This is a genomic window from Puerhibacterium puerhi, from assembly GCF_009846865.1.
Taxonomy (GTDB): domain Bacteria; phylum Actinomycetota; class Actinomycetes; order Actinomycetales; family Cellulomonadaceae; genus Puerhibacterium; species Puerhibacterium puerhi.
This window is the reverse complement of sequence record NZ_WUWN01000011.1, coordinates 1-19,340: the sequence shown is the minus strand read 5'-3', so window position 1 is coordinate 19,340 and position 19,340 is coordinate 1. Positions and strand designations below refer to the sequence as shown.

The window sequence follows — 19,340 nt, the reverse complement described above, 5'->3', positions numbered from 1 at the left end:
GCGCGGGCGGGCGCCCCGCACCGCGCCGCGGCCCGGGAGGATCGTGTGGCATCGATCACCCCCGGGCCGCGGGAACCGCGGCGCGGCGCGGGCCGTTCGACCCTCGGGCCCCCGTGGACGCGCCGCGACCGGCTCTCAGGGGCACAGTTGTCCCAGACCCGCCGCGCGTCGGCGCCCGTACTGCAGATGGAGCTTGAGTGTCCGGTAATGCCACGACCCGGTTCGGCAACGTGTCCCTGCTGGCGGTCGCCAGCCGGCTGCCGAGCCGCGTCACCTCGTCGGACGAGATCCAGGACCGGCTCGGCTCCGCGCTGCGCCGCCTGCGCATCGCCGGCAACCCGCTCAAACGTGTCGCGGGCGTGCTGGAGCGCCGCAGCTGGGCCGAGGGCGAGGACGCCGACAGCGCCACCGTGGCCGCCGGCGAGGAGGCGCTGCGCAAGGCCGGGGTCGCCCCCGACGAGGTCGACCTGCTGATCAACACCTCCGTGACGCGCAAGCACCTCGAGCCGTCGGTCGCCGTGCGGCTGCACCACGGCCTCGGCCTGCCGAGCTCGGCGATCAACTTCGACGTCGCCAACGCCTGCCTCGGCTTCGTCAACGGCATGAGCCTGGCCGCCGGGATGATCGAGTCGGGGCAGATCCGGCACGCGATCGTGGTCAACGGCGAGGACGCCGACGACGTCCAGCGCACCACCATCCGCCGGCTGCTGAGCGAGGGCGTCGGCAAGGACGACTTCATGCAGGAGTTCGCCACGCTGACGCTCGGCTCCGGCTCGGCCGCGGCGGTGCTGGGCCGCTCCGACGAGCACCCCGACGGCCACCGCGTGCTCGGCGGCGTGACGCGCGCCGCCACCCAGTTCCACGACCTGTGTGTGGGCAGCGTCGACGGCATGTTCACCGACGCCAAGGCGCTGCTCAAGGGCGGCCTCGACCTCGTGGTCACCGCGTGGCGCGAGGCCTCCCGCGAGTGGGACTGGTCGTCGATGGACCGCTACATCACGCACCAGGTGTCGCGCGTGCACACCGAGGCGATCGTCCGGGCGCTGCACCTGGACCGCGACCGCGTGCCGACGACGTTCCCGACGCTCGGCAACGTCGGGCCGGCGTCGATCCCCATCACGCTGGACCGCGAGCAGGCGAGCCTGCGCGGCGGCGACCGCGTGCTGCTCATGGGCGTCGGGTCCGGGATCAACACCGCGATGCTGGAGCTCGCGTGGTGAGCGGGCTGCCCGCCCGCACCCCGCCCCCCGGACTGCCGCAGCTCGACCCGGCCTGGAGCCGTCTCGTCGAGGTCGACGGCGTGGGCGCCGACGCCGGTGAGCGGCGTACCTGGCACTGCCTGGACACCGGGCCGGTCCTCACCGAGCGCGGCGTGGCCCCGGTGGGCACCGTGCTGGCGGTGCACGGCAACCCGACGTGGTCCTACCTGTGGCGACGGCTCGTCGCCGGCTCGCTGGAGCGGGCCGCCCGCGGCGGCCCGGCCTGGCGCGTGGTCGCGGTGGACCAGCTTGAGATGGGCTGGTCCCAGCGCACCGGGACGCGCCGCGACCTGGCGCAGCGGGTCGCCGACCTCGGGGCGTTCACCGCGGCGCTCGGGCTCGCCGGCCCCGTCGTGACCCTCGGGCACGACTGGGGCGGCGTCGTGTCGCTGGGCTGGGCGGTGGACCACCGCGCCGACCTCGCCGGCGTCGCGCTGCTCAACACCGCCGTGCACCACCCGGACGGCACACCGATCCCCGCCGTCCTCCGGCTGGCCACCGCGGGGCCGGTGCTGGAGCTCGGGACGGTCACGACCACCGCGTTCCTCGACACCACCCTGGCGCTGGCCCGGCCCGCGCTGCCGGCGGACGTCGCCGACGCCTACCGCGCGCCGTACCGCAGCGCGGACCGGCGCGACGGCATCGGCGGCTTCGTCGCCGACATCCCGGCGGAGGCGAGCCACCCGAGCGCGCCCGAGCTCGATCGCGTCGCCACCGGGGTGGCCGCTCTGGACGTCCCGGCGCTGATGCTGTGGGGCCCGCGCGACCCGGTGTTCGCCGACCGCTACCTCGACGACCTGGCCGACCGGCTCCCCCACGCCCGGGTCCACCGCTTCGAGCACGCCGGGCACCTGGTGGCCGAGGACGCGCCGTACGCCCCGGCGGTGCTCGACTGGCTCGGCGAGGAGGTCGGGACGGCGGCGGACGACGCCGCGCCCGCCAGCGGCCCCGCCGCGCCGCCGCGCGAGCCGGAGCCGGAGTTCGAGCCGCTGTGGGCGCGCCTGGACGCCCGCGCCGACGACGACGCCCCGGCGGTCATCGGCATGACCGCCGACCGTCCGCTCGTGGTGAGCTGGCGGCTGCTGGCCCGCCGCGTGCGCGAGATCGCCGCCGGCCTGCACGCCGTCGGCGTGCGCCGCGGCGACCGCGTCGCGCTGCTGGTGCAGCCAGGCCCCACGCTCACCGCGCTCGTCTACGCCTGCCTGCGCCTCGGCGCCGTCGTGGTCGTGGCCGACGCCGGCCTCGGCGTGCGGGGGCTGTCCCGCGCCGAGCGCGGCGCCCAGCCCGACTACGTCGTCGGCGAGACCCGGGGCCTGGCCGCCGCCCGCGCGCTCGGCTGGCCGGGCGTGCGCATCGCCGCCGAGCCGCTGCCCGCGACCGCACGGGCCGCGCTCGGCGTCGCGCACCGGCTGACCGACGTCGCCGAGCTCGGCCGCTCGGGCGTCCTGCCGCCCGAGCCGGGCCCGCACGACGAGGCCGCGGTGCTGTTCACGTCCGGCTCGACCGGGCCGGCCAAGGGCGTCCTCTACACGCACGCCCAGCTGTCCGCCGTGCGCGACGCGCTGGCAGCGCACTTCGACGTCACGCCCGAGACCGGGCTCGTGACCGGCTTCGCGCCGTTCGCGCTGCTGGGCCCGGCGCTGGGGACGCGGTCGGCCACGCCCCGCATGGACGTCTCGGCTCCGCGCACGCTGACGGCCCGCGCCGTCGCCGAGGCCGCCGCGGCGTCGGACGCCCGCATCGCGTTCCTGTCCCCCGCGGCGATCCTCAACGTCGTGGCCACCGCCGACGCGCTCACCGACCCTGACCGGGCGGCCCTCGCGAAGATCCGCACGTTCCTGTCGACCGGCGCGCCGGTGAGCGAGCGCCTGCTGGCCTCCACCGCCGCGCTGATGCCGCACGCCACGGCGCACACGCCCTACGGGATGACCGAGTGCCTGCTGGTCACCGACGTCACCCTGGAGGGGATCCGGGCCGCCGCCGCGGCGCCCGACGCCGGGGTGTGCGTCGGCGTCCCCGTGCCCGGCGTGCAGGTGCGCATCAGCGCCCTGGACTCCGACGGCGCCGCGACCGGCGAGCCGGGGACCGAGGCCGGCGTGCTGGGCGAGGTCGTCGTCGGCGCACCGCACCTCAAGCAGCGCTACGACCGGCTCTGGCTCACCGACCGCGCCGCCGAGCGCGAGACGGGCCCGGGCCGCTGGCACCGCACCGGGGACGTGGGCCACCTCGACGCCGCCGGGCGGCTGTGGATCGAGGGGCGGCTCGCGCACGTGCTGACCACCCCGGACGGGCCGCTCGCGCCGGTCGGCCCCGAGCAGCACGTCGAGCGGGTGGCGGCGGTGCGCCGCGCCGCCGTCGTCGGCGTCGGGCCCGCGGGCGTGCAGCAGGCCGTCGCGGTCGTCGAGCTCCGCGCCGCGCCGCGCCGGGCGGGCCTGGCGGACGCCGAGCTGGCCGCCGCCGTGCGCGCCGCCGCCCCCGTGCCGCTGGCCGCCGTGCTGGTGGTGCCGGCGATGCCCACGGACGTCCGGCACAACTCGAAGATCGACCGCACCCGGCTCGCCGCGTGGGCCGAGCGGGTGCTGACCGGAGGACGGGTGGGGCGGCCATGACGGTGCTGGTCACCGGGGCGTCCGGGTTCCTCGGCCGCGCCGTGGTGCGCGCGCTGCAGGAGCGCGGCGAACAGGTGCGCACGTTCCAGCGCCGCCCGTCGGGCGTGCCCGGCGCCGACGACGTGCTCGGCTCCGTCACCGACGCGGCCGCGAGCGCTCGCGCGGTCGACGGCGTGGACGGCGTCGTGCACCTGGCCGCGCGCGTGTCGCTCGCCGGCGACCCCGCCGAGTTCGAGCGGGTCAACGTGGGCGGCACGGCCACGCTGCTGGACGCCGCCGAGCGCGCCGGGGTGGCCCGGTTCGTGCAGGTGTCCTCCCCCTCCGTGGCGCACGCCGGCGACTCCCTCGTCGGGGTCGGCGCGAGGCCGGCGGACCCGGCCCGCGCCCGCGGCGAGTACGCCCGCACCAAGGCCGCCGCCGAGCTGCTGGCCCTCGGGCGCGACGGCACCATGCCCGTGGTGGCCGTGCGGCCGCACCTGGTGTGGGGCCCCGGGGACACCCAGCTCGTCGAGCGGGTCCTCGACCGTGCCCGCCGCGGCCGGCTGCCGCTGCTGGGGCACGGCGCCGCGCTCATCGACAGCACCTACGTCGACAACGCCGCCGACGGCATCGCGGCGGCGTACGAGCGCGCGCCCCAGGTGCACGGGCGCGCCTACGTGCTGACCAACGGCGAGCCGCGCACGGTCGCCGACCTGCTGGCCGGCATCTGCCGCGCCGCCGGCGTGCGGCCGCCGGCGTGGCGGGTGCCGGCCGGGCTGGCCCGCGCCGCGGGGGGCGCCGTCGAGGCGGTGTGGCGGGTGCGGCCCGGGCAGGACGAGCCGCCGATGACGCGGTTCCTCGCCGAGCAGCTGTCCACCGCGCACTGGTTCGACCAGCGCGCCACCCGCGCCGAGCTCGGGTGGACGCCGCGGGTCTCGGTCGACGAGGGCCTGGCGCGGCTGGCGGCGCACTACGGCGGGGCGTGAGCTGCGCGCGTGATCCTGTGCGGATGAAGAGGCCCCCGGTCGACCGGTGGTGGTACACCGTGCGGGACGGCGCCGCCCCGGCGAGCGTCGCGGCGGTCTGCCGCGCCACCCTCCTGGCGCAGCGTCCGCGGCTCGACACGATCTACGTCGATGTCCTGTCGGACGAGCCGTGGCCGGACGACGTGCGGTGGGCGGTCGACGAGCTCTCCGCCCTGGCGGCGCAGCAGCGGCGCGGGGACCCTACCGGGGCCGTGCTCGACCCACGGGTCGACCGTCACGTCGATCTTGCTGCCGCCGTGGCACCCTTCACGATCTGCGCGTACGGCGTCGATCACGACGACGAAGAGGGCTCCGTCTGGTCGGTCGACGACACCGGCACGTCGTGCGCGTTCGCGTTGCGGCTGGCGGAGCTGGCCGCGGTCCACCGCCGGCTGGATGCCCTGGACGTCCCGCGAGGCGACCTCGTGCTGTTCGAGGTGCGCCGCCGGGTGCGCTGGCGGCGTGACGACACGGTGCGGCTGGAGCCGCGCGCCTAGGTCACCGGAAGTCCCGCGAGCGGGTGTGCACGGGCAGCCGCAACGGCGCCAGGTGCTCGGCGACGAGGTTGACCGCGCCGTCGGCCTTCTCCACCCGCCCGCGCACCACCATGGCGGGCGCCCCGCGCGCCACGGGCCGGAACCGCTGCCACAGGCCGGGTGAGCACACGACGTTGAGCAGGCCGGTCTCGTCCTCCAGCGACAGGAACGTCGTGCCGCCGGCAGTGCCCGGCCGCTGGCGGTGGGTCACCACGCCGCCGACGGCGACCCGCCGGCCGGCGTCGGCGCCGGCGGCCTCGACGACGGTGACCACGCCCGCCGTGCGCAGCCCGTCGCGCACCAGCTCCAGCGGCGACAGCCCGGGGGTGACGCCGGTGGCCCAGGCGTCGGCGACCGCCGTCTCCACCCGGGTCATGCCCGGCAGCGTCGGCGCCGCGACGCCGACGCTCACCCCCTCGAGCGTGTCCGGGCCCTCCTGGCCGAGCGCGCCGGCCGCCCACAGCGCCTCGCGCCGCGTCACGCCCAGGCTGTCGGTGGCGCCCGCGGTGGCCAGCGCCTCGAGCTGGGCGGTGGACAGGTCCACGCGCCGCACGAGGTCGCGCAGGTCCTGGAACAGGCCACCGGCGTCGCGCTCGGCCACGATGCGCTCGGCGAGGTCCGTGCCGATGCCGCGCACCTGACCCAGCCCCTGACGCACCGCCAGGCGCAGGTCGGGGTCGGGGCCGTACGACGCCTCGGGCGAGCGCGGCAGCGGGATCGTCTCCGGCGGTAGCTCGGCGTCGTCGGGCAGGCGCTCGACGCAGGCCAGGGCGCGGGAGGCGTTGAGGTCGGGGCGCAGCACGGTGACGCCGTGCCGCCGCGCGTCGGCGGCCAGCGACTGCGGCGAGTAGAAGCCCATCGGCTGGGCCGCGAGCAGCCCGGCGTAGAACGCGGCCGGGTGGTGCACCTTGAGCCAGGAGCTGGCGTACACCAGGAACGCGAACGAGAAGGCGTGCGACTCCGGGAAGCCGAAGTCGGCGAACGCCTTGAGCTTGTCGTACACCTCCTCGCGCACGTCCGGCGGCACCCCGCGGTCCGCCATCCCGGACATGAGCCGCCCGCGCAGCGCCTCCATCTTCTCGACCGACCGCTTGGAGCCCATCGCCCGGCGCAGCCGGTCGGACTCGGCGGGCGTGAACCCGGCGACGTCGATGGCCATCTGCATGAGCTGCTCCTGGAACAGCGGCACGCCGAGGGTGCGCTCCAGCGACGGCTTGAGCAGCGGGTGCGCGTACCGGACCGGCTCGCGGCCCTGGCGCCGCTCGATGTACGGGTGCACCGACCCGCCCTGGATCGGGCCGGGCCGGATGAGCGCCACCTCCACGACGATGTCGTAGAACGTCCGCGGCTGCAGGCGCGGCAGCGTGGCCATCTGGGCGCGGGACTCCACCTGGAACACGCCCACGGTGTCCGCGGCGCACAGCAGGTCGTACACCGCCGGGTCCTCGCTCGGCAGGGAGTGCAGCGCCAGGCGTGCACCGGTGCGCTCGGCGACCGCCTCGAAGGCGTACCGGATCGCGGTGAGCATGCCCAGGCCCAGCAGGTCGAACTTCACCAGCCCGGCGTCGGCGCAGTCGTCCTTGTCCCACTGCAGCACCGTGCGGCCCTCCATGCGGGCCCACTCCACGGGGCACACCTCGATGACCGGCCGGTCGCACATGACCATGCCGCCGGAGTGGATGCCCAGGTGCCGCGGCAGGCGCAGCATGCGCTCGGCCAGGTCCAGCACCGGCTCCGGGATCTCGCCGACCTCCTGCGCCGACGGCGGCACCTGCGCGGGCACGACGTCGTGGGAGTCGTGCGCGCGCAGCGGCTCGCCGCCTGCCGCGGCGGCGGCGCCGGCCGCTCGGTCGGCCCGGCGCTCGGCGTCGTCCTGCGCGAGCGGGTCGGTCACGCGCGGGCCCCACAGCGCGGCCACCTGGGCGTCCTTGCGCCGGGTCTTCGGCACGACGGCGGCCGGTGCGGTGGTGGGCCCGGCGGCCGGCGCCGCGGGCGCCCCCGCCACGGCGCGCGCGGCGCGGACCTTCCGGTCCGCGGCGGGCGAGGCGGGGTCCGGCCCGCGCAACGACCCCCACTGCTCGATCGACTTGGACCAGGCGTCCTGCTGCCCGACGTCGTATCCGAGCGCCCGGGCGGCGTCGCGCACCGCGGAGCGGGGCCGGTAGGAGATGACGTTGGCGACCTGCGCGGCGTGCGTGCGGCCGAACCTCGCGTAGACGTGCTGGATGACCTCCTCGCGCCGCACGGACTCGATGTCGATGTCGATGTCCGGCGGCCCGTCGCGCTCGGGGGCGAGGAACCGCTCGAACAGCAGCCCGTGCGTCACCGCGTCGACGGCGGTGATGCCCAGGGCGTAGCAGACGGCGGAGTTGGCGGCGCTGCCGCGCCCCTGGCACAGGATCCCCTGGGTGCGGCAGAACTCCACGAGGTCGTAGACCACCAGGAAGTAGCCCGGGAACCCGAGCTTCTCGATGACCCGCAGCTCGTGGTCGATCTGCGCCCAGGCGCCCGGCACCCGCTCGGCACCCCGCGGCCCGTACCGCTCGGTGGCGCCGCGGCGCACGAGCTCGCGCAGCCAGGAGGCCTCGTCGTGGCCCGGCGGCACCGGGTACGGCGGCAGCTGCGGTGCCACGAGCTGCAGGTCGAACGTGCACTCGGCGGCGAGGGCCGCCGCCGCGTCGACCGCGCGCGGGTGCCGGTGGTGCAGCCGCGCCATCTCGGCGGCCGAGCGCAGATGCGCCACCGGGCCGCCCGGCAGCCAGCCGTCCATCGCGTCGAGCGAGCTGGTGGCCCGCACGGCCGCCAGGGCGCCGGCCAGGTCGGCGTCGCGCGGCCGCGCGTAGTGCGCGCCCGTGGTGGCCACCAGCGGCAGGCGCGCCTCGTCGGCGAGCAGCGCGAGGGCGGCGTGCAGGTCCGCCTCGCGCGGGTCGCCGGTGGCGGTGACCTCCACGGCCACCGCGTCGCGCCCGAACACCCCGACCAGCCGGTCGAGCTCGCGCCGGGCGGCGTCCAGCCCCTGGGTGACGAGCGCGCGGCGCACGGCGCCCTTGCGGCAGCCGGTGAGCACCAGCCACTCGCCGTCCGCCTCCTGCCCCAGGCGCTCGAGGTGGTAGACGGCCCGGCCCTTCTCCCCCGCCTCGAGGTGCCCGGTGGCGATCGCCCGGGACAGGTGGCGGTAGCCCTGCGCGCCGCGGGCCAGCACCAGCAGGTGCTCGGCGCGCGGGTCGGGCACGCCCGTCGGGAGGTCGAGCACGGGGCGCCCGGCCGCGCCGTCCGCGCCGGTCCCGGTCCCGGCGGCGGGCGCGGGCAGGCGCAGCTCGGCGCCGAACACCGTCGGCAGGTCCACCAGCCGCGCCGCCTCGGCGAACCGGACGACGCCGTACAGCCCGTCGTGGTCGGTCAGGGCGAGCGCCTCCAGGCCCAGGCGGGCGGCCTCGGCGGCGAGCTCCTCGGGGTGGCAGGCGCCGTCGAGGAAGCTGAACGCCGAGTGCGCGTGCAGCTCCGCGTACCGCGGGGTTCCGGTCGGGCCCGTGCTAGTCATAGACGGCCTCCGCCCGCCAGGCGCCGCCGGCCGCGGCCAGCAGCAGCCCCTGCCCGTCCTCGAGCACCACCTGCAGGTAGACGCGCCGCCTGCCGTCGGGTGCCCACCAGCGCTCGGCGACGGGCCACGGGCCGGCCCAGGCGACCACGCGCTCGGGCCCGTCCGCCCCGTCCCGCACGACGGCGGCCGGCTCCCCGCTGGTGCCCAGCCGCGCGCCGACGACGACGTCGCGGTCCGCCGCGTCGAGCACGCGCACCGGCGCCGGCTCGGGCAGCAGCGTGGGCGGCGCCGGGCTCGGCAGGGCGCCCGGCCAGGGCAGCGCGGCGTCCCGGGCCGGGGCGACGTCCTCGCCGAACGGCACCAGGTGCACCCGGTCGCGCGGGTCGCGCCCGCCCTGCACGCGCACGGTGAGCACGGCGTCGCCGCCGAGCAGGCCCTGCACCCGCCCCAGCGCGCGGCGGGCGCGGACGTCCTGCCCCGCGCCGGCGCCCCACAGCGCGGGCTGGTGCGTGCCGGCCGGCACCACCTCCTGCGCCGCGAGCGCCAGGTGCACGATCGGGGCGACGGCGGGCGCCGCGTCGTCGGCCCCGCGCGCCGCCCGTCGGGCACCGAGGGCAGCGCCGGTGAGCCAGCCCTCGAGCTGCCAGCGCACCCGGTCGGTGATCCGCGCGGCGCTCAGCCCGCCGGTGGCGGCGTCGTCGGTGCGCCACACCCGCTCGAGGGTGGCGCCGTCGTCGGTGGGACCGTCGAGCCCGCCGGTGCGGGCGGTGATGCGCAGCCGCCCGCAGGCCAGGCCGCGCCGGGCGAGCATCTCGTGCAGCTCCTCGGCCAGCCGGCGCGCGGCGAAGGTGGCGACGTCGACGCGCAGCGCCGGCGGGTCGAGGTCCGCGGCGACGGCGAGGTCGGCCTCGATGCGCCGGCGGGCCGGCGGGCGCTCGTCCTCGCCGCGCGCGAGGCGGTGCGCCCAGGCGCCGAGGTCGCCGAACCGCGCCTGCACGACGGGGGTCGGCAGCGCGGCCAGGTCGCCGAGGGTGCGCACCCCCAGGCGCCACCACAGGTCCACGGCCTCGCGCACCGCGGCGACGCCGCCCGGGTCGGTGACCGCGTGCACCAGCTCGGCGGCCGGCCGGGGCGCCAGGAACGCGCGCGAGCCGCCGGGCGGCACGACGGCGTCGGCCCGCGCCGCCAGGATCGCGGCGAGGATCCCGTCGGCCACACCCACCGCGCACTCGTAGCCGGTGCGCTCGGCGACGGCCTCGACCAGCGCCCGCGCCAGCGCGTGCTCCGACCCGTGGTAGCGGGCCGCGCCGTCGGCCGGCAGGAGCAGCAGGCCGGGGCGGGCCACCTCGATCCCCGCCACGACGGTCTCGGCCGCGAGCGCCACGGGCTCGAACTCCCGGGCGTCGCGGCCGTCGTCGGCGGGCAGCAGCGCCAGCTCGGGGCAGCGCTCCTGCGCCTGGCGCCGGCGCATGCCGCGGCGCACCCCGGCCGCGCGGGCGACGGCGGAGACGGCCACGACGCTGTGCCCGGCGGTCTGCCCGCCCCGGGAGCGCGCGCCGAGCACCGCGGCCGGCACGTGCGCGTCCACGCCCGCGGCCGCCATGGCGGCGACGACCGGCCAGTCCGGGACCCACAGGACGGCGGTCCGGGTAGTGGCCACTCAGGCCACCACCCGCAGCGGGGTCGGCGCCGCCGGAGGCGTCGGGACGGCCGGCACCGACGGGCCGGGCGCACCGGCAGCGGCCGGCAGCGGCGCCTGTGCCGGGGGCCGGGCGGGGGACGCCGGCATCCCTGCGGGCAGCCCGGGGACGACGACGGTGGCGCGCAGCGGCACCTCGACGTCGATCTCCACGGGCCGGGCCGCCGCGCCCCGCCCGGTGCGCAGCACGCGCAGCGTGCGCCGGCGCAGCCACCCGGAGCCGCGGTCGGCCCCCGACCACGCGCCGCCGCGCGCGTCGAGGCGCACGTGGGCGCCGGGCCAGGCGCCGGTCGCCACGAGCACCGCGCCCCGTTCGCGGGCGCGCGCCGCCAGCCGCCGGCGGTCGCCGTCGAGCAGCGGCGCCTGCGGCCCGACGACGACGAGGTCCATGCCGTCCAGCAGCGCCGCGACGGCGGCCGGGGCGTCCGGGCCCGGGGCGGGCACGAGGGCCACGCGCTCGAGCTCGATCCCGGCGTCGGCGGCGGCGAGCATCCCGACCGCCGGCGCCCCCACGAACGCCACCCACGCCCCCGCGCGGGACGCCGCGGCGAGCAGGGCGAGCAGCAGCGCCGTCGAGCCGAGCACCGCGACCGTGCCCCCGGCGGGCAGCACGCCGCCGGGCAGCAGCTGGGCCAGGTCGGGGTGCACCGGCCACGGACCGCCGTCCGCGGCCCGCGTCTCGGCCGCGCCGGACGCCCGCCGGAGCACGGGAGGCTGCAGCTCCCGACGCTCGGGCCGCGGTCCCAGGGGCTCCGACCGGGGGCGCTGGGGCTCCGGGAGATCGGGCTGCGGAAGCCGGCGCGGCTCCCGCAGCCCGGTGCCCGGCCCACCGAGCCCGACGGCGCCACCCGCCGTCGAGGCCACGCCCGTGCGCTGCTCCGCCGCCCGGAGCGCCGCGAGCGCGCGGTCGAGCCGGTCCCGCCCCGCCGGCCGGTCGTGACGCCCGTCCGCGTGCGGGCCTGCCTCGGGGCCCGGCTCGGTGCCCACCTCGGAGCCCGCCTCGGAGCCCACGGGGACGGTGACGGTCATCCGGCTCCTCCCCTGCGTGACGGAACTGTGCGACAGACTTGCGCGCCGAACCTGTGCGACGCTGCGGCCGGCACCACGCAGGTGCGGGGCGACCGACACGTTCGAACGCCTGTTCGAACGTGTGTTCTAGTGAACGCCGCCGCCTCGGGGCTGTCAACTGCACCTTCGGCCGCCGCGGGCGCCCCGGCGGGCCCGCGCGGCGGCCCGCTCCCGGGCCTCCGCGGGGCTCCCGACGGGTCGCGGAGAGGCCCGGCCGAGCGGAATTTTCACCCGCTGCGAGCGCAGCGCCGCGGGCGCCAGGTCCGTCGCCCCGGGCAGCGGACGGGGTGGCAGCGGCGACCCGGCTCGGGCACGATGAAGGCCATGAGCCTGGACCGCCCCTACCCCCCGGACCCGTACTCGCTCCTGCCCGAGGTGCCGACCTTCACGCTCACGAGCCCGGACCTCGACGACGGCAAGCGGCTGCCGGTCGCGTTCACCGTCGACGGCGAGGGCGTCTCCCCCGCGCTCGAGTGGACCGGCTTCCCGGAGGACACCCGGTCCTTCGTGGTGAGCTGCTACGACCCGGACGCCCCCACCCCGTCGGGCTTCTGGCACTGGAACCTCGTCGACGTCCCTGCCACCACCACGTCGCTGGCGCGCGGCGCCGGGGCCGCGGACGGCGCGGCCCTGCCCGCCGGCGCCTACCAGGTGCGCAACGACGCCGGCACGCGGGGGTTCACCCCGGCCGCCCCGCCGCCCGGCGACCACGAGCACCGGTACTTCTTCGCCGTGCACGCGCTCGACGTGCCGGAGCTCGGCGTCGGGCCGGACGCCTCGAACGCCGGCGTGGCGTTCAACGTCGTGTTCCACACGCTCGCGCGCGCCGTCCTCGTCGGCACCTACCAGCGATGACCGACGCCACGCCCGCGGCCCTGCCCACGCTCGGCGACCTGTCCTGGGAGCCCGCGCTCGAGCGCCCCGACCTGCTGGCGCCCGCCGTGCTCGCCGCCCTGCGCGCGTGGGCAGCCACGGACCCGCGCGTCGCGGCGCAGGTGGCCGTCACCGAGATCGACCCGGAGCACGCCGACACCGCGACGCTCAACGAGGTCCACGCGCTGCCGCCGGAGGCCTCGGCCAACTGCGTGGTCGTCGCCGGGCGCCGCGGCGAGGACGAGCGCGTCGCGGCGTGCGTGGTGCGGGCGACGACGTTCGCGGACGTCAACAACCGGGTGCGCCGGCTGCTCGACGTCCGCAAGGCGTCGTTCCTGCCCATGGACCGGGCCACGAGCGAGTCGGGCATGGAGTACGGCGGCATCACGCCCGTGGGCCTGCCGGCGGCCTGGCGCGTGCTCGTGGACGCCCGGGTGACCGAGCCCGGGTCGCTCGCCCTCATGGGCTCGGGCGTGCGCCGGTCCAAGCTGCTGATGCCCGGCGAGCTGCTGGCCGGCATGCCGGACGTCGAGGTGGTCGAGGACCTGGGCGTCGAGCGCTGAGGCCCGAGCCGCCCATCGCCACCTCACGTTCCGGGTCCCTGGCGGTCCGAGACAGACCCCTCTGTCTCGGACCGCCAGGGACCCGGAACGGCAAGGGTCTGCGACAGCAGAGCCCGGAGCAGCCGGGGAAGCCGGATCAGGCGCGCGGCGGGAACCGGTCGAGGGTGTCGGACCATCCCGCCCGGATGCCCAGCGCGAGCCATCGCTCGACGTCCGCGCCGGGCACGGCGTCCGTGAAGCCCACGTGCACGGTCAGCACCGTGACGGGCCGGGCGCCGTCGTGCGCGTCCTCGAACGTCACCGCCACCTGCGGCACGGCGTCGAGCCCCGCCACCCCCTCCTGGGGGTCGAGCTCGGGCCAGCCGCCCACGGCGCCCCAGGCGAAGTCGAGCCGCTCGCGCGGCTCGACGTGCCGGTAGACCCCGCCCGTCACGAGCTCGCGCCCGCTGCCCTCGCCCTCGACGAGGTGCACGCGCCAGACGCCGCCCACCCGCAGGTCGATGGTCGCGTCGAGGCCGCGGTCGACGCCGCGCGCCTCGCCGGCGACCCACCCCAGGCGGTCCGGGTCGGTCCAGGCGGCCCAGACCTCGTCGCGCGGGGCGGCGACGGTGCGGCGCAGCGTGAAGCCGCGCGCCGGTGTCGAGCCGGACGAGCCGGACAGGTCGGTGGGCGCGGTGGCGCCGCTCTGGTCGGTCATCGTTCCTCCTGCCGCCTGCCTCCACCGTCCCCGGGACGACGTCGCGCCGCCACCGGGAGCCGGTGGCGGCGCGAACGAGGCGGGTGCCCGCGAGCGGGGCGAGGCGTCAGATCTCGGCGCGGCCCTTGCGCCAGTAGCCCATGAACGCGACGGCCTTGCGGTCCACGCCGCACTCGCCGACCAGGTAGCGGCGCAGCGTCTTGATGACGCCGGCCTCGCCCGCCAGCCAGGCGTACAGCACGGCGTCCTGGACCAGGGCGTGCCCCGTCTGGTCGACCGGCACCTCCCAGAGGATCTCCGCGTCGACGTCCACGTCCTGCAGCTCGCCGTCGAGGTCGATGCCGGTGGACGACAGCGCCGGCGCGGTGAGGGTGCCCACCGGCACCTCGGCCGGCGCCTGCGTGGGGCGCACGCCCATGGCGAGCAGGCGGTCGGCCGCCTCCCGCACGGCCGGGACCAGCAGCTCGCCGTGCTCGCGCCCGTCGCGGCCCAGCCAGTGCACCCGCACGCCCTCGGGCGCCACCAGGGTCCAGCGGTCCTCGGGGTGCGGGACCTCGAGGAACACCTCGCCGAAGGCGTCGTCGGGCAGCGACTCGCAGATCGCGGCGATGGCCGGCACGGCGGTCTCGTCGCCGGCCAGCAGCAGGGCGTGCGCGCACTCCGGCGGCGCGAACTCCTTGCCGCCGTGCGCCCCGTCGTACTCGGCGTTGGGGCCCATGATGACCAGCGGCGAGCCCGGCTTGGCGCCGTTGGCCCAGCGCGAGGCGGGGCCGGTGTCGCCGTGCAGCACCAGGTCGACGTCGACCTCGCGCAGGTCCGGGCGGACGGCGCGGACCGTGTAGGTGCGCAGCGGGTTGCGCCGCTCCTCGGGCAGCTCGCGCCACTTCGTGAACCAGTCCGGGTTCTGCCGGTCGAGGTACTCCCAGCCGCCGCACGGCGCCGGCAGGAGGAGCTTGATGCGCTGGTCGCGGCCGTTGTCGGCGAACCGGTCGAGGTCGGGACCGGTGAAGGTGATCCGCACGAACGACGGGCACAGGCGCGTGACGCGCTTGACCTCGACGTCGAACATCCGCCACGGCTGCACGGCGGGGGCGGTCTGCTCGAGCAGGGCGGGGCGCTCGTCGAGGTCGGTCACGGTGGTAAGCCTAACCTCAGTTAGGTGACGGTCAACGTGACCCAGGCCACTCGTCCGCCGCTCACGCGCGCGTCGCCCAGAACGCCACCGCCGACGCGGCCGCCACGTTGAGGGAGTCCACGCCGCCGGCCATCGGGATCTTCACCACGGTGTCGGCGGTCTCGATCGCCGCGGCCGACATCCCGTGCCCCTCGGTGCCGAGCACGAGCGCCAACCGCTCCGGCGGGTCGGCGGCCAGCTCGTCGAGCGACACCGCGTCGTCGGACAGGGCGAGCGCGGCGACGACGAACCCGTCCTCCTGCAGCTCGCGCAGGCCGCCGGGCCAGGACGCGAAGCGGGTCCAGGGCACCTGGAACACCGTGCCCATGGAGACGCGCACGCTGCGCCGGTACAGCGGGTCGGCGCACCGCGGCGAGACCAGCACGGCGTCCACGCCGAGCGCGGCGGCGCTGCGGAAGGCGGCCCCGACGTTCGTGTGGTCGACCACGTCCTCGAGCACGGCGATGCGACGCGCGCCGGCCCCGCCGCGGGCGCCGGTCACCAGCTGATGCACGCTCGGCAGTACCGGGCGGTGCATCGCCGCGAGCGCCCCGCGGTGCAGGTGGAAGCCCGTGATGGCCCGCAGCACGTCCTCGTCGGCGAGGAACACCGGGGTGCCGGCGGGCACGGCGTCGCCCTCCAGCACGTCGGACATCCCGTCGAGCCACTTGTCCGACATCAGGAAGGACCGCGCCCGGTGCCCCGCCTCCAGCGCCCGCCGGATGACCGTGGACGACTCCGCCATGTAGAGCCCCTCGGCGGGCTCGCGCACGGTGCGCAGCCGCACGTCCGTGAGGTCGGTGTAGTCGGTCAGGCGCGGGTCGGCGGGGTCGGTGATGCGGACGACGGCGGGCTGGGTCACCCGGGCATTCTCCCAGCCCGGGGCGGCCTCCCGGTGCGCGGGAGGCCGCCGCGGGGGCGGGCCGGGCCCGCCGTCGTCGACGGCTCAGGCCGCGAGCCGCGCCTCCAGCACCCGCTCCCCCGGGGCGTCGAGCGACACGGCGGCGGACGCCCCCGGGACCGACCCGCCGCGCGCGGTGACCCGGTAGTCGCCGAGGAACCCGCCGAACCGCACGCGCCCGGCGGCGTCGGTGCGCAGCGTCGTCGGCGCCAGCCACCACTCACCCTTGACGAGCGAGCGCAGCCGGTCGTACGCGGGCTTGGGCGAGCCGTCGGCGCGCAGCAGGCCGCCGGGGGCGTTCAGCCACATCCCGCGGTCCGACAGACCCCAGTAGGTCGCCGCCTCGACGCTCGGGTGGCTCAGCAGCGTCCGGTAGTGCCGCTCCACCTCGTCGGCCTGGCGCTCCTCGCCCTCGGGCGTTGACGGCCAGGACTCGACCTGCCAGTCGTTGAGGTCGACGATCTCGGGCGGCATGAGGTCGCCGGACAGCAGCGTCGTCTCGGTGAGGTGGATCGGGATGTTGTACCGGCTGAACCGCTCGAGGATCCGCAGCGTCTTCTCCTCGCCCCAGTAGCCCTGGTGCATGTGCGACTGCAGCCCCAGCCGGTCGATGCGGACGCCCGCCTCGAGCACCGCCTCGATCAGGCACTCGTAGGCGGTGGACATGTCGAAGTCGTTGAGCAGCAGCGTCGCGGCCGGGTTGACCGCGCGCGCCTCCTCGAACGCCATCCGGATCATCTCCACGCGGCCCTTGAGCCGGGCCAGCGGCGTGATCGCGTTCTCCTCGGCGTCGAACACCGGCATGATGACGACCTCGTTGATGGCGTCCCAGGTGTCGACGACGCCGGCGAACGCGGCGACGTCGCGGCGGATGCGCTCGCGCTGCAGCCGCTCGACCTCCTCGAGCGGCCTGCCGAGCAGCCACCTCGGCTGGACGGTGTGCCACACGAGCGGGTGGCCCTTGACCACCACGCCGCGGTCGCGGAACCACCGGGCGGCGGTCAGCAGCTCGGCGGTGCGCGGCGCGCCCTCGGCCGGCTCGAAGCGGCCCCAGTAGAAGGGCAGCGTGGTCATGTTGAACACGTCGAGCCAGCGCTCGGCGAGGCGCGCGTCGAGCTCGGGGTCGGGCGCGGCGCCGCCGGACTCCCCGCCGCCCTCGGCCGCGTAGCCGTTGGCGTGGTCGACGAGGTCGAAGCCGATGCAGCCGAACCAGAACCGGTGGTCGGTCTGCTCGACGACGACGTCGGCGTCGGCGAGCGGGGCGCCGTCCGGCCCGACGACGGTGAGGACCGCGTCGGCGCGGCGGTGCGCCAGGGAGGGGTCGGGCGTGCGGCCCGGGGCGGGCGGGGTGAAGAGGGACGGCGACGACGGTGTCATGGCGGCAGCGTGCCACATCCGCCGAATCGATTCGAGCAGGCGGGCCTCAGACCTCGACCGCGTCGGCCTCCGTCTCCCCCGCGACCGGCGCCGCGAACTGCGAGCGGTACAGGCGGGCGTAGGCGCCGTCGGCCGCGAGCAGGCTCTCGTGGTCGCCGGTCTCGACGATCCGGCCGTGCTCCATCACGACGATGACGTCCGCGTCGCGGATGGTGGACAGGCGGTGGGCGATGACGAAGCTCGTGCGCCCGCTGCGCAGGGCGTTCATCGCCTGCTGGACGAGCACCTCCGTGCGGGTGTCCACGGAGCTGGTCGCCTCGTCGAGCACGAGGATCTGCGGGTCGGCCAGGAAGGCCCGGGCGATGGTGAGCAGCTGCTTCTCGCCCGCCGACAGGCTCGAGCCCTCGTCGTCGAGCACCGTCGCGTAGCCGTCGGGCAGCGTGCGCACGAACGGGTCGACGTGCGTGGCGCGGGTGGCGGCGAGGAACTCCTCGCCGGTGACGTCCCGGCGGGCGCCGTAGCGCAGGTTCTCCTCGATGGTGCCGCGGAACAGCCAGGTGTCCTGCAGCACCATGCCGATGCCCGAGCGCAGGTCGTCCCGGGTCATCGCCCGCACGTCGACGCCGTCGAGAGTGATGCGCCCGCCGTCCACCTCGTAGAACCGCATGAGCAGGTTCACCAGCGTCGTCTTGCCCGCGCCGGTGGGCCCGACGATGGCGACGGTCTGCCCCGGCTCGGCCACGAGCGACAGGTGCTCGATCAGCGGCGTGCCCGGCGAGTAGGAGAACGACACGTCCTCGAACGCGACCCGGCCGCGCACCGGCTGCGGCCGGGTCGGCGCGGCGGGGTCCGGCTCCTGCTCCGGCGCGTCGAGCAGCTCGTGCACCCGCTCGATCGACGCGACGCCGGACTGCAGGAGGTTCATCATCGAGGCGATCTGCGTCAGCGGCTGCGTGAACTGCCGCGAGTACTGGATGAACGCCTGCACGTCGCCGAGGCTCAGCTGGCCGGAGGCCACCCGCAGGCCGCCCACGACCGCGACGACGACGTAGTTGAGGTTGGCGATGAACCCCATGGCCGGCTGGATGGTGCCGGAGATGAACTGCGCGCGGCGGGAGGACTCGTAGAGCGCCTCGTTCTCCTGGCCGAACCGCTCGACCGCCTCCTGCTGGCGGCCGTAGACCTTCACCAGGGCGTGGCCGGTGAACATCTCCTCGACGTGGGCGTTGAGCCGCCCCGTGGCGGCCCACTGGGCCACGAACTGCGGCTGGCTGCGCTTCGCGATCTGCGTGGTCACCAGCACGGACAGCGGCACCGTGACGAGCGCGACGAGCGCCAGCACCCACGAGATGGAGAACATCATCGCGAGCACGCCGACCACCGTCAGCAGCGACGTGACCAGCTGGGCGAGGGTCTGGGTGGTGGTCTGGGCGACGTTGTCGATGTCGTTGGTGACCCGCGAGAGGATCTCGCCGCGCTGCTGGGAGTCGACGTACGACAGCGGGATGCGGTGCAGCTTGGCCTCGACCTCGTCGCGCAGGCGGCGCACGGTGTTCTGCACGGCGATCGTCATGATCCGCGCCTGCAGCCAGCCGAAGAGGAACGCCCCGGCGTAGATCGCGAGCGCCGTGAGCAGGATCGGGCCGAGCCGCCCGAAGTCCACGCCCTGGCCGACCACGACGTGGTCCATCGCGGCGAGCATGTCGGCCATGCGGTCCTGACCCTGCGCGCGCAGGCCCGCCACGACCTCGTCGGTCGGCGTGCCGGGCGGCACCGTCCGTCCCAGCATGGCGCCGACGGCGCCCTCGAAGATGACGTTCGTGGCGGCCCCGAGGACGCGCGGGCCGACGACGGTGAGCGCCACCGAGACGACGCCGCACAGCGTCAGCAGCACCACGCGCGTGCGCTCCGGGCGCATGGACCGGGCGAACCGCAGCAGCGAGCCGCGGAAGTCCATCGCCTTCGCCACCGGCGCGCCCATGCCCATCGGGCCGCCGCCGGGCCCGCGCCGCGGCGGGCCGGGGCGGGCCGCGGCCGCC

At 77.0% G+C, this 19,340-nt stretch carries 14 protein-coding genes; 6 read left to right on the top strand and 8 right to left on the bottom strand.

The window, feature by feature from the left end:
* Positions 1 to 197 precede the first annotated feature (197 nt).
* The 4 genes from GSF02_RS08150 to GSF02_RS08135 are packed head-to-tail and all read left to right on the top strand — an operon-like array spanning position 198 to position 5,369.
* Positions 198 to 1,220 carry a 3-oxoacyl-ACP synthase III gene (locus tag GSF02_RS08150; protein WP_159794589.1) on the top strand — a complete coding sequence of 341 codons (1,023 nt, stop codon included), beginning with the start codon at positions 198 to 200 and terminating at the stop codon, positions 1,218 to 1,220.
* Positions 1,217 to 3,868, top strand: a complete 2,652-nt coding sequence (locus GSF02_RS08145; RefSeq protein ID WP_159794587.1) for an alpha/beta fold hydrolase — start codon at positions 1,217 to 1,219, stop codon at positions 3,866 to 3,868. Before GSF02_RS08150 ends, GSF02_RS08145 begins: the two co-directional genes overlap by 4 nt.
* On the top strand, positions 3,865 to 4,833 hold the full coding sequence (locus tag GSF02_RS08140) for an NAD-dependent epimerase/dehydratase family protein (RefSeq protein ID WP_159794585.1): 969 nt from the start codon (positions 3,865 to 3,867) through the stop codon (positions 4,831 to 4,833). The genes GSF02_RS08145 and GSF02_RS08140 overlap by 4 nt, the downstream gene beginning before the upstream one ends.
* A 23-nt stretch (positions 4,834 to 4,856) precedes the next feature.
* Complete coding sequence (locus GSF02_RS08135) at positions 4,857 to 5,369, top strand: hypothetical protein (RefSeq protein ID WP_159794583.1); 513 nt, start codon at positions 4,857 to 4,859, stop codon at positions 5,367 to 5,369.
* Position 5,370: 1 nt separating this feature from the next.
* On the opposite strand, the gene GSF02_RS08130 is transcribed toward GSF02_RS08135, so the two are convergent.
* From GSF02_RS08130 to GSF02_RS18580, 3 genes are read right to left on the bottom strand one after another with little or no spacing between them, the layout of a single operon-like run.
* Positions 5,371 to 8,949 carry a PHP domain-containing protein gene (locus tag GSF02_RS08130; protein ID WP_159794581.1) on the bottom strand — a complete coding sequence of 1,193 codons (3,579 nt, stop codon included), beginning with the start codon at positions 8,947 to 8,949 and terminating at the stop codon, positions 5,371 to 5,373.
* Complete coding sequence (locus GSF02_RS08125; RefSeq protein ID WP_159794715.1) at positions 8,942 to 10,552, bottom strand: Y-family DNA polymerase; 1,611 nt, start codon at positions 10,550 to 10,552, stop codon at positions 8,942 to 8,944. Before GSF02_RS08125 ends, GSF02_RS08130 begins: the two co-directional genes overlap by 8 nt.
* Positions 10,553 to 10,609: 57 nt before the next feature.
* On the bottom strand, positions 10,610 to 11,677 hold the full coding sequence (locus tag GSF02_RS18580) for a hypothetical protein (protein WP_201308847.1): 1,068 nt from the start codon (positions 11,675 to 11,677) through the stop codon (positions 10,610 to 10,612).
* A 363-nt stretch (positions 11,678 to 12,040) separates the two neighbouring features.
* On the opposite strand from GSF02_RS18580, the gene GSF02_RS08115 reads away from it, so the two are divergent.
* Both GSF02_RS08115 and GSF02_RS08110 read left to right on the top strand, forming a co-directional pair.
* A complete protein-coding gene (locus GSF02_RS08115) occupies positions 12,041 to 12,571 on the top strand; it encodes a YbhB/YbcL family Raf kinase inhibitor-like protein (protein ID WP_159794579.1) in 531 nt (176 codons plus the stop codon).
* Positions 12,568 to 13,152 (top strand): YbaK/EbsC family protein, encoded by a 585-nt coding sequence (locus tag GSF02_RS08110; RefSeq protein ID WP_159794577.1) that lies wholly within the window; start codon positions 12,568 to 12,570, stop codon positions 13,150 to 13,152. The genes GSF02_RS08115 and GSF02_RS08110 overlap by 4 nt, the downstream gene beginning before the upstream one ends.
* A 136-nt stretch (positions 13,153 to 13,288) precedes the next feature.
* Here the strand turns inward: GSF02_RS08110 and GSF02_RS08105 are convergent, their stop codons facing one another.
* The 5 genes from GSF02_RS08105 to GSF02_RS08085 all read right to left on the bottom strand — a co-directional run.
* A complete protein-coding gene (locus tag GSF02_RS08105) occupies positions 13,289 to 13,849 on the bottom strand; it encodes an SRPBCC family protein (RefSeq protein WP_159794575.1) in 561 nt (186 codons plus the stop codon).
* A 106-nt stretch (positions 13,850 to 13,955) separates the two neighbouring features.
* Positions 13,956 to 14,984: a siderophore-interacting protein gene (locus GSF02_RS08100; protein WP_408003876.1), complete on the bottom strand. Its 1,029-nt coding sequence runs from the start codon at positions 14,982 to 14,984 to the stop codon at positions 13,956 to 13,958.
* A gap of 61 nt (positions 14,985 to 15,045) precedes the next feature.
* Positions 15,046 to 15,885, bottom strand: a complete 840-nt coding sequence (locus tag GSF02_RS08095; RefSeq protein WP_159794573.1) for a TrmH family RNA methyltransferase — start codon at positions 15,883 to 15,885, stop codon at positions 15,046 to 15,048.
* A gap of 84 nt (positions 15,886 to 15,969) precedes the next feature.
* The gene (locus GSF02_RS08090) at positions 15,970 to 17,301 is read right to left on the bottom strand and encodes an endo-1,4-beta-xylanase (RefSeq protein WP_159794571.1); all 1,332 of its coding nucleotides are present in this window, start codon (positions 17,299 to 17,301) and stop codon (positions 15,970 to 15,972) included.
* Positions 17,302 to 17,347: 46 nt separating this feature from the next.
* A partial coding sequence (locus tag GSF02_RS08085) for an ABC transporter ATP-binding protein (protein WP_328799009.1) occupies positions 17,348 to 19,340 on the bottom strand: 1,993 nt, incomplete at its 5' end.

Coding starts and splice junctions, on each gene's coding strand:
- GSF02_RS18580 (WP_201308847.1), bottom strand. CDS start 11,677: ATGACCGTCACCGTCCCCGTGGGCTCCGAGGCGGGCTCCGAGGTGGGC.
- GSF02_RS08110 (WP_159794577.1), top strand. CDS start 12,568: ATGACCGACGCCACGCCCGCGGCCCTGCCCACGCTCGGCGACCTGTCC.
- GSF02_RS08125 (WP_159794715.1), bottom strand. CDS start 10,552: ATGGCGGCCGCGGGCGTGGACGCGCACGTGCCGGCCGCGGTGCTCGGC.
- GSF02_RS08105 (WP_159794575.1), bottom strand. CDS start 13,849: ATGACCGACCAGAGCGGCGCCACCGCGCCCACCGACCTGTCCGGCTCG.
- GSF02_RS08115 (WP_159794579.1), top strand. CDS start 12,041: ATGAGCCTGGACCGCCCCTACCCCCCGGACCCGTACTCGCTCCTGCCC.
- GSF02_RS08090 (WP_159794571.1), bottom strand. CDS start 17,301: ATGACACCGTCGTCGCCGTCCCTCTTCACCCCGCCCGCCCCGGGCCGC.
- GSF02_RS08135 (WP_159794583.1), top strand. CDS start 4,857: ATGAAGAGGCCCCCGGTCGACCGGTGGTGGTACACCGTGCGGGACGGC.
- GSF02_RS08140 (WP_159794585.1), top strand. CDS start 3,865: ATGACGGTGCTGGTCACCGGGGCGTCCGGGTTCCTCGGCCGCGCCGTG.
- GSF02_RS08130 (WP_159794581.1), bottom strand. CDS start 8,949: ATGACTAGCACGGGCCCGACCGGAACCCCGCGGTACGCGGAGCTGCAC.